Genomic DNA, 18200 nt, shown 5'->3' with positions numbered 1-18200 from the left:
TTAAAACTCCTGCTCCTCCTCTACTTCATCTAGTAAATTCCTAATATCTTCAGCGGCCTCCTCTATTTTTCTTTCATTTTGCTTTTCTAATACACCTTCAAACCATTGTAAGTTCTGTCCAATAAGCATTCTTATATCACCTATGGTTTCTTCGAAAAGTCTTTCTCCTCTTGCTAAAAGAAGCTTGTTTTCTTCCTTGTCCCTAGGGTGTATTTTTATTTCATTTAATTCCTTCAATCGTTTTTCCATCTCTTCCTTTGACATATAACCAGGGTTCTTTTCTATAACTACAGTTTTCTTAATTCCCGTTGAAACCACTGTAACCTCCACCTCTAAAATTCCATTTATATCATAGGTATATCTTACATCTATGGCTTCTTGTCCACTTGGTGCTGGTGGTACTATTATACTTAAATTACCTAATAATATATTATCCTTGGCAAGACGACTTTCCCCTTGGAGTATCTCAACATATATCTTCTTTTGATTATCTTTTATAGTGTATAATCTCTCTACTCTACTTACAGGTATAATAGTATTTCTCTCAATTATAGGATAAAAATATCCTTGTTCATAATACTCACCTAACTTCTGTACTGATACATTTGTACCCAAGGTATATGGACATACATCTGTAAGTACAATTTCTTTAATAGCTTCATTTCTATTCTTCATGGCTGCTTGTACTGCTGCCCCTAAAGCTACTACCTCATCTGGATTTATATTAACAGAGGGTAATCTTCCAAAGAGCTTACTAACAAAGGAACGAATTATTGGAAGTTTAGTTGCTCCTCCTACTAATACTATTGTATCTATTTCCTTTAACTTTATAGCAGCATCACTTAAAGCCCTTTCTATTGGCTTTCTTAGTTTACCTAATAAAAATTCACAAGCTTTTTCATATTCTTCAAGGGTAATATTGCATTTTAACACTTCCTCACTTATTTTACAGCACATCTCTATTGACTTTTCTTTTGAAAATTCCCTCTTGGCTACTTCAGCTTGTTTTCTTAATAAACTAAGGGTCTTATAATTCATCTCCTTTGTATCTAAGCTATTTTTCCTTGCAAATATCTCCACTAATATTTTAGTGAAATCTTCCCCGCCTAGATAATTGTCTCCCGCTACTGCTCTAACTTCCATGATATTCTTATAAAGCTCTAATATAGATACATCGAAGGTTCCTCCACCTAAATCGAATACTAGAAACTTTGTATTTAAACTCTTTTGATGCAATCCATAAGCTATAGCTGCTGCTGTAGGTTCATTTATTAAACGCTCTACCTTTAATCCTGCAAGTTCACCAGCTCTTTTCGTCGCTCTTCTTTGAGTGTCGTTAAAATAAGCTGGCACACTTATTACTGCCTCCGTTACTTCTTTTCCCAAAAATTGTTCTGCATCTTCTTTTAATGTTCTTATAATAAATGAAGACAATTCCTCTGGTAAGAATTTTTTATCTCCTAGCCTATACTCTTTTTTTGTTCCCATATTTCTCTTAAATATAGCTGCAGTATGATTAGGATGAGTTATTTGCCTTTCCTTGGCTACTTTTCCTATAAACACCTGACCATTGTCATCCACACTAATTACAGAGGGTGTTAATCTTTCCCCAAATACATTTTCAATAATAATTGGTCCATTCTCCGTAAAACAAGAAACCAAGCTATTGGTTGTCCCTAAATCTATCCCTATTATTACCATACAATTTTTCTCCTTTTCTACAATTGTCTTTTATAACTAAATTTTTAAGTTTTCTAATAGCAAAACTACCTCATTCCATGTGTCATCTATCTTTAATATGGATTTGCACCCTTCTAATTTTTCCTTATATATTTTAATAATGAGATTAACCTCATCTACCTTTATTTCTTTGTCATTAATAGACTCTAAGCATGTCTTTATGCATTCTTCATATTCTTTCATATAATAATGTATAAATATCTTACCACTATAAGCTACTAAATCCCCATTGGTCATATGAATTACTTTATTCATATATTCTAGTGCACTGCTAAAATCCTGTAATTGGCATAGACAAATCCCTTTAACAAAATAAGCCATTGAAGCCTTCTCATTAATATCTATAGCCCAATCAATCCATTCTATAGCATTTTCATACTCTTCCACACTTTTAAGTATTAATGCCTTTTCTATACATATCCTTTCATCTTGGAATCTGAGCTCTACAGCCTTATTGCAAACATCCATAGCATCTCTATAATTTTTTAACCCTCTTAGTACTCTACTTTTATTAAGATAGACTTCTAAGTAGTTTCCCCTAATTTCTAATGCTAGATCATAACATTCTATGGCTTCCTTTGATCTTCCCAACTTATAAAGAATAATTCCCTTATTATTGTATGTAATCTCTATATCATAATTAAGTTGTAATGCCCTATCAGATAGTTTCAATGCCTCTTCATATTTTTCTAAGGCTGTAAGTGTACTTATCATATTGTTATATACAGGTTCATATTCTTTATCAAGTTCAATTACGGTTCTATAGCATTGTAGTGCCTCTTCATACATAGCTAATTTTTCTAATATATGACCTTTGTAAAAATATGGTCTAGGCTTATTAGATTCTAATTCTAATGCTCTATCAACATAATATATTGACTCAGAACTTTCACCTAAAGCACTTAATATATTACCCATAATCAAACAACTATCACTTGACTCCTTTAATTCTTCAACATCCTTTATTATGCTATAGGCCCTTTCTACCTCTCCTATAAAGAAATAACTCTTTGCTAAACTTATTTTTTTAGCTTTATCACATTGATGAAACTTCTCTTCTAAATCATCTATTATAAAATAATTTACACTTTCAAAGCATTCCATCACTTGCTCATTTCTATATTTATGAATTAATTTTCTGAAAAGCTCTCTAGATTCCTCATACCTCCCAAGATTTAAACAATCTTTAGCTAATTCATACTTGGCTTCTATATTATTTTTATCTAGATTTAAGGCTTGTTTTAAATCAGCGTATGCTTTATCTAAGCTTCCAATACTCATATAAAATCTTGCTCTAGTCTGATATGCTTTTTCGTAATCTTTATGGTTATTTATAATCTCTGATACAATCTCTATAGCTTTATCTAAATTATATCTATCCGCTAAACATTTTGCTTCTAAAAGCATTAAATCTGGGTAATTATCAACTATGCGCTTTGCCTCATCTATAAATTTTAGGGCTGCATATAAATCCTTATCTTGTCTTGCACTATAAGCTTTTTCATATAATTCTAAAAATTCATCTTCTACTTCCTTATTTGCTAGTTGTACTTCTTTATTATCCATTATTTTTTACATATTAACTTTTATACAAATTTATTTAAAATTTTTCTTTCCCTTAAATAACTAATAAAATATTAGTATTTTATCAAAAACTTTAATATAAATTAAATTAAGTTAATATATCCCCCCTTCCACTAAGTCTTTAAAATTCATCTTACATATAAGTATAAATCTTCTATTTTACATAAACAAGTTTTGCTATATATCTACTTCTATGAAACGCATTATAAAATACTCTAAAGTTCATAGATACAATAAAATTTCAGATGTAAAAAGTTTTAATATACCACTTATTGACATAGAAAATAACTCATGCTAATATGATTTTATAGGATATTTAAGGGGGTCTTACTATGTTAATTTTGACAGTAGAAAATGTTCCTGGTAAAGAAATTAAGGAAATTAAAGGTCTTGTAAAAGGAAGTACAGTGAGATGTAAACATATAGGTAAAGATATAGGTTCTAGTTTCAAAAACCTTGTAGGTGGAGAAATGAAAGGCTATAATGAAATGCTAGTTGAAGCAAGACAAATTGCTATAGGTAGAATGGCCGATGAAGCAACTGCTATGGGAGCAAATGCTATTATTGGAATGAGATTAATGTCTTCTGCTATAGTTGCTGGAGCTGCTGAAATGGTTGCCTATGGTACTGCTGTAGTTATTGAATAGGTATAAATCTAATGTGGCTGGCTATTTTGGTTTTGTTAGTTTATGGAATAATTATATTAGGTTCTATAACCCTATTAATTTGGACTATTGCTAATAGAATCAAAGAAAAGAAAGACGAAGAAATTAAACATAAGAACTATAAGAATTATTAAAATATAAGGCTTTGTTTTAATATAGTGTTGAAAATAATATGTAGTTCTAAAATCAACAGTGATTTAAAACAAGGCCAAATATAAATAGTATTGAAAATGGACTTCAAATTATTATTCTCTACCTTTCTCAAAATGGTATTGGCTATAATGATATTGAAGTCCATTTTTATATAATTGCAAATTACAGTTGCAGTTAAGTATGCCAGAAGCATAGATAAGAGCTCACTTTATTTATACTATTTCCAGTAAGCTTTGAATTTTACATTTTTAGCCCCTTCTCCAGCTAAATGTAATTTCACAACGCCATCCTTAAAAGAAGATAAATCTATCTCCTTAGTTTCTAGAACTTCTGTTATATCAATGATTTCTTCTACTGAATCCTGCTTTATAGTTAAATAAACTTTTCCTTCTCCACACTGGGATTCTACGTACAGAGTTTTAGGACTATTATCTTTAATTTTTATATTTTTATTAAACTCTTCTGTTGATTTAATATATGATACTTTCCATTTATCACCTACATTACTTTCTATAAGTCCTATAGAAACTCCATTACTTGTATCAAACTCCTCATTCATAAAAATTGATATACTAAAGCCTATAAATATTATAAACATCGCTACAAAACAAGTTATAAATGCAATCATAAGTCCCTTAGTAGATTTTTTATTTATATTCTCTACAGGTATTAACTCATTACCACAACAAGAACAATATTTAGAACCTTGAGGTATATCTGAATTACATTTATCACATTTAACAATTACCTGTTTACGTCCAACTAGAAAATAAATAATAAGCCCTATAAGATTAGGTACAAGTATTACAATGGCAGTCCACATGGCTGCATTCAATCCCCTATTCTTTGCATCTCTATAAACCCATGCCCCTAAAAAAAATAATGTTAAAATCATGCATATTGAAAATAATCCCAATAATATAAAAATATTCATATATTAATAATCGCTCCTTTCTTCAATTCAAAATGTTTAAATCCTATGGTTGTCAATGATATATTAAAAATTAACACCAATAAAGTAACTCCTATAACTGAAATTTTTATGAAAAGATTAGGTATGAAAAGATATGTCATTGAAGATAAAATAATAGATGTAAGAATGGATATGGACATGGGTACCCACCATATAGATATATCCTTCTTCTTTGATACTTTTCTTCTTATTTCTACCTTTAATTGTTCATTAAGAATTTCACTAGGTTTTTCCTGTGATATAAGAGATTTTTTTAATAATTCTTCTATATTGCCTTTATTTCCATCCTTCATATCCCATAACCTCCAATTCATCTTTTATTATTAATCTAGCTTTATGCAATCTACTTTTAACAGTACCCTTTGGTATTTTTAATGAAATTGCAATATCCTCAATGGATAGCTCTGCATTATAATGCATGATAACAGGTATTCTAAATCTATCCTTTAGATTTGAAACTATGATATTAACTTGATGTTGTAACTCATTATTTATAACCTGCTTTTCTATATCAACGCCATTATCCAAAATCCCTAAGGAACTATTGTCTTCTATATTTATTGTTGGGGCAATCCTATTGTGCCTTGCTTGCTTTCTAATAGAGTTCTTCCATATACTTATTGCAATAGCTATGAGAAAACTCTTTGGATTATGATTATTTCTTATCTTCTCTCTAATCTCTACTGCTTTTAGAAATGTCTGTTGATATAAATCATCTGCATCCTCTTTATTCATAGTAAGTTTTCTACAAAATCCATAAATAGCATCTCCTTGCTCATGTATTAGCTTTTCTATATCCTCCAACTCCAACAGTATCATCCCCCCTTCACTCTATTATCGTTATAACTTTATGAAAGGTTCATTTTAAATAAAGATTCCATTTTAATATAATGTTGATTATGAATAAAAACTTTTTGAATATTTTTTTATCTAAATGCTAATATTATTACTACTCTCACATTTCAGAGTAAATGCCGAAACTCTATTTAACCTAAAAAAAGCTTCCTTTAGATTAAATTATAATCTAAAGGAAGCTTTTGAATTATAAGATTTGTAACATGTCATCAGAAACTCAATTATCTTTGTATTTCCTTCTTTATACCTTGGTTAAGTATATTATAGTAATCAATGTATTCATAAATATCTTCTTTAAATAAATTACTAAAGATTAAAAATTCTTCTAATGTCATATCTTCTATATTTTTATTTTTATCCTCACAATATAGAACTATATTTCCAACTACTTTATGTGCATTCCTAAATTCTAGTCCATTTTTCACTAAATAATCGGCAACTTCAGTAGCATTTAAAAATCCACTTTTTACTGCATCTAGCATTTTATCTTTATTTACTGTAAGTGTAGATAAAACTCCATTCATTACAGATAAACATGCTACGGTAGTATCCAGAGCATCAAAGAAGTTTTCCTTATCCTCCTGCATATCTTTGTTATAAGCAAGTGGTAACCCTTTCATAGTGGTTAATAAAGAAATTAAGTCTCCATAAACTCTTCCACATTTTCCTCTTATTAATTCACAAGCATCAGGATTTTTCTTTTGTGGCATTATAGAAGATCCCGTTGAGAATTCATCACTGACAGTTACAAATCCAAACTCCTTGGAGCTAAAATTAATAAGTTCTTCACTTAACCTTGATAAATGCATCATTATTATAGAAAAATCACTTATAATCTCTATTAAATAATCCCTATCTGAGACTCCATCTAAAAAATTCTCCACTGGCTTATTAAAGCCTAATATAAGAGTAGTTATATTCCTATCTATATTATAAGTGCTCCCTGCTAATGCACCAGAACCTAGAGGATTTTCCATAGCTAAATCTATAGTATTCAATATTCTTTTTTTATCTCTACTAAACATTTCATAATAAGCCATTATATAATACTTAAAAGTTATTATCTGAGCTCTTTGTAAGTGAGTATACCCTGGCATTATATATGGGTTTTCCTCTCCTATTTTTTTTATATTTTCAAGGAGCATATCTATCTTCTCTATGACTAGGTCTACATTTTTAATAGTATACATCTTCATATCCACAGCCACCTGATCATTTCTACTTCTAGCCGTATGAAGCTTTTTCCCTAATTCTCCTATCCTCTTTATGAGTTCATATTCTACAAAGGAATGAATATCTTCATATTCTCCCTCTATGACAAGTTTTCCACTTTCTATCTCCTTTAAGATATTTTCAAGCTCAGTTTTTATTTTACTTCCTTCCTCTTCACTTAGTATGTTACAACTACAAAGCATAGTTACATGGGCTATACTCCCTAGAATATCTTCTTTGTACAATCTCATATCAAAACTAAGAGAAGAGTTAAAATCCTCCATAAGTTTGCTTTCTGACTCTTTGAATCTTCCACCCCATAGCTTCATATTTGCACCTGCTTAACCGCAGATTTCATAGCTTTTATCTTTAGTGGTAATGTATATAAATTAATAAAGCCTTCTGCATCCTTATGATTATATAAATCACTTTCTCCAAAGGAAGATATTCCATGATTATATAGAGCATTCTCTGTAAATATTCCAGCTGGCTTTATACAACCCTTATACAACTTAATCCTCACCACACCAGTTACATTCTCTTGAGTTTTTTCCATGAATTCATCAATAGATTCTCTTAGCTTACTAAACCATAAGCCATTATATATAAGTTCCCCATACTTTATAGCTACAACTTGTTTATAATGTAAGGTATCCTTTTCTAGAGTAGCACTTTCTAGAATATTATGAGTCTCATATAATATAGTTCCTCCTGGAGTTTCATATATCCCTCTGGATTTCATTCCTACGAGCCTATTTTCTATAATATCAATGATTCCAATACCATGCTTAGCTCCTATATTATTCAAATATTTTATGAGTTCTGCCGGCTTAAGCTCTAGGTCATTTATTTTTTTAGGTACACCTTTTTCAAAATATATTTCAATATACTCAGGCACCCTTGATGCCTCTTCTGCACAAATACACTTTTTATAAATATTTTCTTTATGCTCATTCTTTAAGTCTTCTATATGTCCACCTTCAGTAGATATATGCCATAGATTTGCATCCACAGAATATATTTTCTCCTTAGTAACGGATATTTCTATATTTTTCTTTTCTGCATACTCAATAGCATCTTCTCTTGATTTTATATCCCAAATTCTCCATGGCGCTATTATTTTTAAATTAGGATCTAATGCAGCTATAGATGCTTCGAATCTAACTTGGTCATTTCCCTTACCTGTACATCCATGACATATATATTTAGCACCTTCTTTATGAGCTATTTCTACTAATTTCTTAGCTATGATCGGTCTTGCTAAAGCTGTTCCTAAAAGATATTTACCTTCATACTTTGCCTCTGCCTTTATAGACTTATATATTACCTCTGTTACAAATTCTTCTGTTAAGTCCTCTACGTAAACCTTGTTAGCTCCACTTATATATGCTTTTTCCTCTATACTGTTCATATCTTCTTCCTGACCTACATTTGCACATACCGCAACCACTTCAATATCATAATTTTCTTTTAACCAATTTATTATTATAGATGTATCTAAACCGCCTGAATAGGCTAATATAACTTTATCTTTCATCTTTAATTCCTCCTATAAAACTTACCTTTCATTATCTATTGACTATCATTTGATAATGAAAAGATAATACTATTTCCTATTTTGTGTTATAATATAACATGAATTATTTTTTAATGATTTTATTTTACTTTTGAGCTATTTAAAGTTGCAGCTTTATTAGCTCTTTTTTTACACTTTTTCACACCATAACAATCACCTCTTTTCTGAAATAAAAAAATCTCCTAGTATTTTTACATACTAAGAGACGAAATAATTCCGTGGTACCACCCTTATTGATAAGTATCTCAATGAAATAGCTAGCTTCTTCAGCTTTGTGCAAAATAAAAAGTCCCTTGGTTATAAAAAACCAAGAGACGAATAAATTTCCGCGTTACCACTCTCATTGATAAGATAAACTTATCCACTCGAATCTTTTAAGGCAAGATTTACCTATTATCATACTACTACTTCAGATAATCTTCTCAGAAGCTCTCTTCACATTAAATTTCATTACTAGGATTCCACCATCCCCAGCTCTCTTTAAAATTCATCTAAGTTACTCTCTTCATCATTGAATTTCCGTTATTTAAATAAATTGCTATTAGATAATATATTAGTTTAAATATTATTATTTGTCAACCTATTAATTTTATACTTATTTCTATATAATTATATACATTAAATATCATAAAAATAACAAAGGACCATAAGAAAAAACTCTTATGGTCCATAAAATACTATCTATCGTATCTTCTGTTGTTGTTTTGTTGTTTTCTAGCTCTTCTGCAATCAGCACATCTAGTTGGCTCATTTTCGAATCCTTTTTCTTTGTAGAAAGCTTGCTCTCCTTCAGTGAAAACAAATTCATTTCCGCAGTCTTTACATGTTAAATTCTTATCCATTTTTATTCCTCCATTTTAAAGATTTCATTTCAATTAATAAGTTCTCAATGGAGAAATTTATAATCTAATTTATCTTTAATTCAATTTATTTTGTAGCATTGCTACTCGTTTATAATAACATATTATAAATTACATAGCAAGAACTATTTTTCATTTTATTAAAGTTTTTTACAAACTTTATAAATTTACTTCTTTCTCTTTAAATACTTTTGTTCTTTTTCTTCCATGTACCCACTGTAAATCTAAATCCATATTGTATTAAGCTCCTATTTCAAAGATAAGAAAGAGCATAATACATATTAGCTAAAATATTCATCTCTTAGAATACCCATAACAATCTCGTCGTGGTATTCACCATCTCTAAATATTTCTTCTCTTAATATTCCTTCTAGTTTAAATCCACATTTTTCATAGCTTTTAATGGCACGTTTGTTAAAGGAAAAAGTTTGTAATTTAATTTTATGAATATTCATTTGTTCAAATATAAACTTCATAAGAACATTCATAGCATCAGTTCCATAGCCCTTACCCCAATAATCTTTATCTCCTATAAATATGCCTACTACTGCAACACTATTTTTCCAGTCAATATTGTTTATTCCACATCCTCCAATATATTTTCCATCCTCTAAAGTTGTTATCGCAAAGCTGTATTCATCCTTTGTTGCTGATAATCCTTCAAACCATTTTTGTTCATCCTCTAGCGTGTATAGATATGGAATTCCAGGATGTAATAATCTCTTTACCTCTGGATCATTTACATATTCCTGCGCCATTGGCACATATTCCTTTTTATATTCACACAGTTTTACTTTACTTCCTATATACATTCCTCTTCCCCCTTATTACTTATCATCTTTCTAACTTTCTGATAAATATATTTTTATATTTTCAATAATCTTAGTATAATTTATGTTTGAAAATTCAGTCATATCTAATTTTATTTCTATATCTTCTGGTAAAAGTCCTTCTATATCTCCATTGACTATAAATTTTCTATATTCTTCAAAACTTACATTCTCTCCGCCATGACCAGGATGTCTTTCTCCTGTTTCAATTCGTTTTTTATATCTTTCAAATAAAATTCTTTCCTCAGCAATACAATTTATTATATAAACTTTAAACTGGTACTTTTCTCTAAGCTTAGCTATAAAATTTGATAGTGATTTAGGATTAAAATTACTTTCTATAACAAAGGTGTTATTACCTTGAAGTAGTCTTTCAACTAAAGAAAATAATATTTCATAGGTAGCTTGACCAAGTTTCATTGACCATTCTCTATCACTGTAGCCTAACACATCAAATAATATTTCTTTAATACTATCTCTCTCAACACAGGTTATATTAAGTTTATTTTTTATTCTATCACATAAGACTGTTTTACCAACTCCTGAAGAACCTGTTATAATAACCATTGTATTTTTATCCATCCTAATCAACCCTTTCTATGGTTTTTAATATTATTCTTGGAAGTGTATTAAACTTTTCTAGCTTTAATGACAAAAGAAGATGGCACCATGGAAGCTTTGTATGAGTTATAATACCTTCCTTCATAGATTTCTTTTCCACTAGCAAATTTTTCTGACAAATCTCCTTCAACTAGTCTTTCAAGACTAAATCCTATCTTAATTAATTCATTTATTAAGGTACTCATCCTTATCCTATTCCTATAAACTGGCTCTCCTCTAAGAGACTCTATATATTCTGAGCCCTCATTAAAATATGATTTCTCAATTGTAAGTGATTTTTTATCTTCTCCTAAACAAGTGTACATAGGATGATCCCAACTAAAAATAAATATTCCATCCTCCTTCAAATAAGAATATATAAGTTCTAAAGTTCTCTTCAGATTTGTTGTCCACCCAATGGCATAAATTGAATATACTATATCAAAGTAATTCTTAGGTAATTCAATATCCTCTTCCATAGGGGCACATAAAAATTTAGCATTTATATTCTCTTTCTTAAGATACTCTGTGGCTGCTTCAATTTGAGTTGAGGATAAATCTACACCCCATAGCTCTTCTGCACCTTTATTTGCCATATATCTTAAAGAATGTCCACTTCCACATCCAATATCTAAAACTTTTTTCTCCTTAATATCATCAAATAATTTAAGCTCATCTTCATTAGCTATTAAGGGTCCATACTCAGGTAGTGCAGTTTTTCCAAAATAATTATCTGCAATCTTATCCCAACTTTTTTTATTTAAATCTAATATATTTTTATTCATAAGTTTACCCATCCTTATTGTTTTTGTATTTTCATAGAATTCAGGTATTTATTTCACTATCATTTCATCAAGCATCAAGCCGTAACTTAAGCGCATCATAAGCCTCTTGTAACCACGGATGAATCACCTTTAAATTTTCTTTATCATTAATAAGCTGCCTTATATATGCATAGGCTCCATGCTCTAAGGAAGTATTAAGACCCTTCTGTAGCTCTTCTATATATGGAGGGATATCTTTTTGATCCCATTGAATTTTATCTGCAACAAATAATATTAAATCTAACTTTGAGGGATTTTTCTTTAAAGTAGTATGACATTCAATTGCACTTAATATTTTTTCGTCCTCTACCTTAAATATTTCATTAGCCATAACCTTGGAAACTTTTTGGTGTAATATTAAAGGAAATTTTTCCTCTTCCTCTAAAATTTCTATTCCTAAAGCCTTTGAAAGATCTACTTTCTTACTATTTGGATATATAGCACTTATATCATGTAGCAATCCAGCTATTTCCGCAATTATTTCATCATATTTAAATCTTTTAGCTAACTTTTTACACTCCTCTGCTACTCGTTTTGAGTGCTCAGCTACAACTTTGCAGTTATATGACATCAGTAAATTATAACTATCCTCACATAAATCATTTGAAAAATTAAAGCCTTTAAGACTTTCTTTAAAAATACTATTCATATCTTTCACTTAATTAATCCCTTCTTTAAAATCCATAGTCACGTCATCTAATCCACCAGGTAGCCCCCATGCTTCATAGGGCTCACTACGCCTTTGTAATAATATTTCTCCTTTATCATTAGCTACTACTACTGTAGATGCTACAAGATTTACAGCTCTATTATCTATAAAAATTCTTAACTCTTCAATATATCCCATTATTATATCTCCTTAAATCTAAGTTATAATTACTTCAAATAGCCATTTCCATATCAATTTCTCCATGAGCATCCTTTGATTTATATCCGAACTTTTCATATAATCCTATTGCATTATAGTTTTCCTTATCTGTAGCTAGAAAGCCTCTCTTAGCTCCTTTTCCTTTTCCGCAGCACATAACTTTATTTATTAATGCTCTACCTATTCCTTGTGAATGATAATTTGGATTTACAGCCAATTCTCTAAGCCATAAGACTGTTCCTCTCTCACTCTCAAAACCATAAAAATCAATAAATGCAACTCCTATTATCTCCTCATTAACTAGGGCAACAAAAATCTTAGAATTTTCTCTTTCGTTCCACTCTTTAACAAAATCCACTGATTCTCCTTTAAAACCTCTAGAATATCCAGCGCAAGATTTTGTTATAGTTGATGCTTTCTCATATTCACTATTTTTTATTTCTCTAATTGTAAAATTACACCTATCCTCTATTTTTACTATAGTTAAATCGTTATTCCAAAAATCTATATATTCACATATTACTTTAAAACCTAGTTTTTCTACAGCTTGTACAAAATCATACGGTACAAATCCTATATTTATATTTTTTCCTTTAATATTGTTATCTTTGATATGTTCAACAGTTTCTTTTATTCCTTCTAAATAACCTTCTAGGGTATTACACGCCCAATATATCCTTACTTTATCTTCTAAAATAACATAGAGAAATATAGCTTCTCCATTTTCTATGCACAAACTTCCATTTATTATATCCTCTTCGTCCACATATGCTAATGAAGTGTATTTATACTTTTTTGCACTCTCAATAATTCTCTTCATCAAAGTTTCCCCCTAATTGATAATGTCTTTTAATCCTCTTAAATCTTTTGAATAATATTTTGCTGTACTGTCTTTATCACTTCTTACAAGTATACCCTTTATTCCCATACTTTCAGCTCCTCTTACATCAGCCTCAAGGTTATCCCCTATCATCCATACATTTTCAGGATACTGTGCATTTTTCAAAGCATATTCATATATTTTAGGATTAGGTTTTTCATAACCCACATTTCCAGAGGATATACAAAAATCTATATACTCTGATAACCCTAATCCCTTAACTATGTCTATAAGTTCTGGAATATGATTTGATAATATAATATTAGTAAAGCCAATATTCTTAAAATGTGAAAGCATCTCTATGGTATCTTCATATAAAGTAAAGTTGTTAGGATTTATAAGCTCTTTCTTAACTTTCTTACTAAGATATAATGAATCTTTTTCACTTATATTAAGAGATTCATATGCTTCTTTGAATATGGCTTCTGCATTTTTCCACCAATTATCTTCACCAATTAAATGTTTATAATCTTTTTCTGGTTCTTGCCAAGGAAATCCAAGTAATGATTTATTTTTAAAATCCTTTATTTTAATGCTAGTATTAGATTCATACTCAACTAATACTTTGTATAGAGCCTTGCTGATCATCCAATCATTATAAGCTAATGTACCTTGAAAATCCCAAAATAATACCTTATTCATATACATTTATATCTCCTTAAGATATTCTTTCCATCAATAATATTTAGTATATTATATCATTTTATTGCAAAATATTACATTGCCTAATTATCATTGATGGTAGCAAAAATTTTTATTTTTGGATTTGTTTTAGATGGTCATTGATTTTAGAACTACATATTATTGCGAAACAAATCATTTGCAGAAAGATTAGATTTACTTAGCTATATTTTAAAATAGCTCTATGACAACAGAAATTAATTTCCATTGTCATAGAGCTTACTTTTAGCAAAATTATAAAACTCCATAGCCTTAGAATAGTGCAGTGTATCTTTATTCGTAATAAAATTAAATTCTCTAGTTAAGCTAAAATCTTTAATAGGTACTTCTATAAGTAATCCTTCCTGCAATTCTTTTAATGCACAAGCTTTATATAAAAATGTTATACCTATATTTTCTTTTACCATTTGCTTAATAACATTCATGTTAGCTACTTCATAAATTTTATTGAAACTTCTAATAGATAGATTTTTTTCTTCTAGTGCTCTTTCTAAAACTCTTCTTGTACCTGATCCCTCTTCTCTTAGAATCAATGAACATGTCTTTAAATCAGCTATTCCAACATTTTTTTCTTTACTTAATTTATTTAAAGGTGACATTACAGCTATAAAAGGCTCATTTAACAATATTGATGAATTAAAATCTTCTTTATTAAATAGTCCCTCAACGAAACCAAAGTCAAGTATTCCTTTTCCTATCATAGAGAGTATAGCCTCTGTATTATCCACCATAAGAGATATTTTATGATCAGGTTTCTCTTTAATATATTGCGTAACAATATCTCCTAGTATAAATTCTCCAATAGTTAGTGTGGCACCAAACTTTAGATATACTTCTTTCTTCTTAACCTCCTCAAGACTCTGAACCATTTGTTTTTCAAGGGCAGCTATTTTCTTAGCATATTCTAGAAACACTTCTCCTTCTTCTGTAAGAATTAATTTTCTATTGCTATAAGAAAAAAATTTTTTATTATAAAAACTCTCCAAGTACTGAATCTGCTTTGTAATGGCTGGTTGGGTCAAATTTAATACTTCAGCTGTTTTTGTATAGCTCCTAGTTTCACATAGATTTATAAAAGCTTCGATTCTTAAATCCATCATAAATAATGCCTCATTTCTTAAATATACTATATATAAGTTTCAATAGTGAAACTAAATAATACAAATAAGCTTTTTATAAAATTAATGTCGTTAGAACTTCATATTATTACTGCTCAACCGTTTCGAAAGCTTGATTTACTAAGGCTGTATTCAAGCAAAAAGCTTATTTGTATTATGTAGAAACTTAACTGTAATTTATATATTTTATTATAACTAAATGTTATAGATATATAAATATTTATAATTTGATTTTATAGATAACTAGAGTTAAATTATTTATATAGATGTAATATCACTGGTGATTTTAATTTAAATAATATCTTAGTTTTAGATACTTGTTGATGATAAATCACAAGATATTAAAACAGAACGTAAATAATTTATTTTATTAAAAAGGAGAACTTTATGAATAAATTTAGAGGATTGGTATTATGTACCATTATTGCTATATTAGCTTCTTTTCTTGGAAACTATGTTCCTATCTTAGGTGCTCCAATTTTAGCACTATTTATTGGGATTATTATAAGCTGGAAATTTAAAATTCAAGGAGATTATTCTTCTGGAATAAACTTTGCTTCAAAAAAAATATTAAGAATTGCTATAATTCTATTAGGTACTGGTCTTAGTATTGGTCAAGTAGTCAATGTAGGAAAATATTCATTGATAGTTATGAGTTTTACTCTTGTAGCTTGCTTTGGTGGTGGATACCTATTAGGTAAAGCTTTAAAATTAGATTGGAAACTTAGTAGTATGATATCTGCTGGTACAGGAATTTGTGGTGGATCTGCCATCGCATCCTTATCTCCAGTTATTGAAGCAGAGGATACTGACGTAGCTTATGCAATGTCTGCAACCTTTATATTTGATATGTTTATGATAATTGCCTTTCCGATTATGGGTAATATTTTTGGTATGTCTGATTTAGGCTATGGGCTTTGGACTGGTACCGCCGTAAATGACACTTCCTCTGTAGTTGCTGCTGGTTATGCTTTTAGCCAAGCTGCTGGTGAATATGCAACTATAGTAAAACTTACAAGAACTATATCTATAATACCTGTGGTAATTATCTTTTCCTTTATAAATCAATATTTAAAAATAAAAAAATCCTCTGCTGGGGAAAAGTTAACCTTCAAGGATACTTTAAGAAAAATTGACTTTAAAGCTATTTTCCCATGGTTTATATTACTATTCTTAGTATCATGTATTATTAATAGCTTAGGATTTATATCTCCAACGCTTAGAACTGGATTAGGATTTATAAGCAAATTCTTTATGGTGATGTCCCTTGCAGCTATTGGATTAAAGACAGATATAAAGAAAATGAAAAAATCTGGATTTGCACCTATGCTACATGGATTTTTGATTTCATTATTAGTGGTAGTAGTGTCTTTTATAGTTCAATTATTCCTAGGACAAATATAAATAAATTGCAAACCAATTTATTTAGTGAAGGGCAATCGGAGATTGCAGAGAAGTGCTCACTCTGTTCGCAGTGAAGTGCAATCTTCGATTGCAGAGAAGCGCTCACTTTGTTCGCTAGAGAAGTACGCCAGAGGCGTAGAGAATTGCAACTACAGTTGCAGATAAGTGCTTGCTTTGCTCGCTAGTTAAAGAAGCTTTTGCATAAGCAAAAGTAGCTGTATATCTGGCGAAGCCACTTTCTCTGTGCCTTGGCACACTTCTCTGCAACCGAAGGTTGCAATTATCTAACCAAAATTTTTTTCTATCCAAGAAATTACATACTCCATTTTTTTATCATAATTAATAGGTGCAACTATTTTTTTAAACTCCCCCTGTAATCCCATTTCCATAGCAGTCAAATGAAAATGACAAAGTGCTATCCCTAAATCCACTCTATGAATTTCATCACCGGCTGCAGTATTATAAAAGTGCCATATATTATTATCTTTTACTACATTCCAAGGCTGTTTATTTACAGCTGAGGGTGCAATTCTTACCATTTCTAAAGGCATGTAATACACTCCAACGCTGTCCTTAGTTAAACTTGTTTTAAAGTCTTTCTCAAAGAAAATCTCTTCAAAATCTTTTCTACTATGAGATTTAGATGCAAATTTAAAAAATGATTCCATAATTGATTTATTATCACTCTTATATCCCACTGGGGAAACTATAGGTAAAATTTCATTATCTTTTAATCCCATGGCCTTTGCAAAGTTTCCTTTATTAAAGGTTCCTCCTAGCCAACATGTACCTAAGCCTAATGAAGTTGCATAAAGAACTAATAATTCAAAACCATATCCAAGAGCCTCTAGATTAAATTCCTCTTTTTCACACGCTACTGCTAGAAATGATCTAGCGCCCTTAATTACACCATAGGTTCCAAGTTTAATATCATCTGTGTTTTTTATATTGATTAATTTGAATCTTATTTTTTTATTGAAAGGATTTTCTATATTTTTCATAAAGTCATTAAGTTTATTTATTATCTCTTCTGGTAATTCTTCATCCTTATATGTTCTAACAGAATTTCTAACTGTAATAATTTCTGTAATTGGTTTATTAAAAAAATCTTTTATCATAATATCCTCCCTTTATTTAGATAATTGCAACATATGGTTACAGAGAAGTGCTCACTTTGTTCGCAGTTAAGTACGCCAAAGGCGTAGAGAATTGCAACTACAGTTGCAGATAAGTGCTCGCTTTGCTCGCTAGTTAAAGAATCTTTTGCATAAGCAAAAGCAGCTATATATCTGACAAAGCCACTTCTCTGCAACCGCAGGTTGCCCTTCTCTAGCGAAGCTACTTCTCTGTGCCTCTGGCACACTTCTCCGCAACCGC

20 protein-coding genes and 1 other annotated feature are annotated in these 18200 nt (G+C 29.9%); of the genes, 2 read left to right on the top strand and 18 right to left on the bottom strand.

The annotated features are described in order from the left end of the window. Both ACI48Q_RS15825 and ACI48Q_RS15820 read right to left on the bottom strand, forming a co-directional pair. Positions 1–1701, bottom strand: a complete 1701-nt coding sequence (locus ACI48Q_RS15825; protein ID WP_474920088.1) for a molecular chaperone HscC — start codon at positions 1699–1701, stop codon at positions 1–3. A 36-nt stretch (positions 1702–1737) separates the two neighbouring features. Further along, entirely contained in the window at positions 1738–3306 is a 1569-nt protein-coding gene (locus ACI48Q_RS15820; protein WP_474920087.1) for a tetratricopeptide repeat protein, read from the bottom strand. A 350-nt stretch (positions 3307–3656) separates the two neighbouring features. Here ACI48Q_RS15820 and ACI48Q_RS15815 point away from each other — a divergent pair, with 350 nt between their 5' ends. Continuing rightward, a complete protein-coding gene (locus tag ACI48Q_RS15815) occupies positions 3657–3971 on the top strand; it encodes a heavy metal-binding domain-containing protein (RefSeq protein ID WP_474920086.1) in 315 nt (104 codons plus the stop codon). A 388-nt stretch (positions 3972–4359) separates the two neighbouring features. On the opposite strand, the gene ACI48Q_RS15810 is transcribed toward ACI48Q_RS15815, so the two are convergent. From ACI48Q_RS15810 to ACI48Q_RS15745, 14 genes are all read right to left on the bottom strand, one after another. After that, complete coding sequence (locus tag ACI48Q_RS15810) at positions 4360–5076, bottom strand: hypothetical protein (RefSeq protein WP_474920085.1); 717 nt, start codon at positions 5074–5076, stop codon at positions 4360–4362. Further along, the gene (locus tag ACI48Q_RS15805; RefSeq protein WP_474920084.1) at positions 5073–5408 is read right to left on the bottom strand and encodes a hypothetical protein; all 336 of its coding nucleotides are present in this window, start codon (positions 5406–5408) and stop codon (positions 5073–5075) included. Before ACI48Q_RS15805 ends, ACI48Q_RS15810 begins: the two co-directional genes overlap by 4 nt. Continuing rightward, on the bottom strand, positions 5392–5925 hold the full coding sequence (locus ACI48Q_RS15800) for an RNA polymerase sigma factor (RefSeq protein WP_474920083.1): 534 nt from the start codon (positions 5923–5925) through the stop codon (positions 5392–5394). Before ACI48Q_RS15800 ends, ACI48Q_RS15805 begins: the two co-directional genes overlap by 17 nt. Before the next feature lie 266 nt (positions 5926–6191). Continuing rightward, the gene (gene argH / locus ACI48Q_RS15795) at positions 6192–7511 is read right to left on the bottom strand and encodes an argininosuccinate lyase (protein WP_474920082.1); all 1320 of its coding nucleotides are present in this window, start codon (positions 7509–7511) and stop codon (positions 6192–6194) included. Beyond that, complete coding sequence (locus tag ACI48Q_RS15790) at positions 7508–8719, bottom strand: argininosuccinate synthase (RefSeq protein ID WP_474920081.1); 1212 nt, start codon at positions 8717–8719, stop codon at positions 7508–7510. Before ACI48Q_RS15790 ends, argH begins: the two co-directional genes overlap by 4 nt. Before the next feature lie 346 nt (positions 8720–9065). After that, positions 9066–9279: a binding site (T-box leader), on the bottom strand. Between the two features lie 156 nt (positions 9280–9435). Beyond that, positions 9436–9600 carry a zinc-ribbon domain-containing protein gene (locus ACI48Q_RS15785; RefSeq protein ID WP_474920080.1) on the bottom strand — a complete coding sequence of 55 codons (165 nt, stop codon included), beginning with the start codon at positions 9598–9600 and terminating at the stop codon, positions 9436–9438. 299 nt (positions 9601–9899) lie between these two features. Then, complete coding sequence (locus ACI48Q_RS15780; RefSeq protein WP_474920079.1) at positions 9900–10430, bottom strand: GNAT family N-acetyltransferase; 531 nt, start codon at positions 10428–10430, stop codon at positions 9900–9902. A gap of 30 nt (positions 10431–10460) precedes the next feature. After that, complete coding sequence (locus ACI48Q_RS15775) at positions 10461–11030, bottom strand: AAA family ATPase (protein WP_474920078.1); 570 nt, start codon at positions 11028–11030, stop codon at positions 10461–10463. A 47-nt stretch (positions 11031–11077) separates the two neighbouring features. After that, positions 11078–11833 (bottom strand): class I SAM-dependent methyltransferase, encoded by a 756-nt coding sequence (locus tag ACI48Q_RS15770; RefSeq protein WP_474920077.1) that lies wholly within the window; start codon positions 11831–11833, stop codon positions 11078–11080. 67 nt (positions 11834–11900) lie between these two features. Further along, positions 11901–12521: a bis(5'-nucleosyl)-tetraphosphatase (symmetrical) YqeK gene (gene yqeK, locus ACI48Q_RS15765; RefSeq protein WP_474920189.1), complete on the bottom strand. Its 621-nt coding sequence runs from the start codon at positions 12519–12521 to the stop codon at positions 11901–11903. Between the two features lie 9 nt (positions 12522–12530). Continuing rightward, positions 12531–12719, bottom strand: a complete 189-nt coding sequence (locus ACI48Q_RS15760; protein WP_474920076.1) for a hypothetical protein — start codon at positions 12717–12719, stop codon at positions 12531–12533. Positions 12720–12753: 34 nt separating this feature from the next. Continuing rightward, positions 12754–13560, bottom strand: a complete 807-nt coding sequence (locus tag ACI48Q_RS15755) for a GNAT family N-acetyltransferase (protein WP_474920075.1) — start codon at positions 13558–13560, stop codon at positions 12754–12756. Between the two features lie 12 nt (positions 13561–13572). Continuing rightward, complete coding sequence (locus ACI48Q_RS15750) at positions 13573–14262, bottom strand: HAD family hydrolase (RefSeq protein ID WP_474920074.1); 690 nt, start codon at positions 14260–14262, stop codon at positions 13573–13575. A 236-nt stretch (positions 14263–14498) separates the two neighbouring features. Continuing rightward, the gene (locus ACI48Q_RS15745) at positions 14499–15401 is read right to left on the bottom strand and encodes a LysR substrate-binding domain-containing protein (protein ID WP_474920072.1); all 903 of its coding nucleotides are present in this window, start codon (positions 15399–15401) and stop codon (positions 14499–14501) included. 405 nt (positions 15402–15806) lie between these two features. Here ACI48Q_RS15745 and ACI48Q_RS15740 point away from each other — a divergent pair, with 405 nt between their 5' ends. Next, positions 15807–16823, top strand: a complete 1017-nt coding sequence (locus ACI48Q_RS15740) for a YeiH family protein (RefSeq protein ID WP_474920071.1) — start codon at positions 15807–15809, stop codon at positions 16821–16823. A gap of 284 nt (positions 16824–17107) precedes the next feature. Here ACI48Q_RS15740 and ACI48Q_RS15735 read toward each other — a convergent pair whose 3' ends face one another. Both ACI48Q_RS15735 and ACI48Q_RS15730 read right to left on the bottom strand, forming a co-directional pair. Next, entirely contained in the window at positions 17108–17941 is an 834-nt protein-coding gene (locus tag ACI48Q_RS15735; RefSeq protein ID WP_474920069.1) for a nitroreductase family protein, read from the bottom strand. Further along, a complete protein-coding gene (locus tag ACI48Q_RS15730; protein WP_474920068.1) occupies positions 17938–18186 on the bottom strand; it encodes a hypothetical protein in 249 nt (82 codons plus the stop codon). Before ACI48Q_RS15730 ends, ACI48Q_RS15735 begins: the two co-directional genes overlap by 4 nt. Positions 18187–18200 lie beyond the last annotated feature (14 nt).

The sequence above is a fragment of the Clostridium sp. LXY-7 genome (assembly GCF_056172015.1).
Note: the sequence above shows the minus strand (reverse complement) of the source record. Positions and strands in the feature narration are given on the sequence as shown.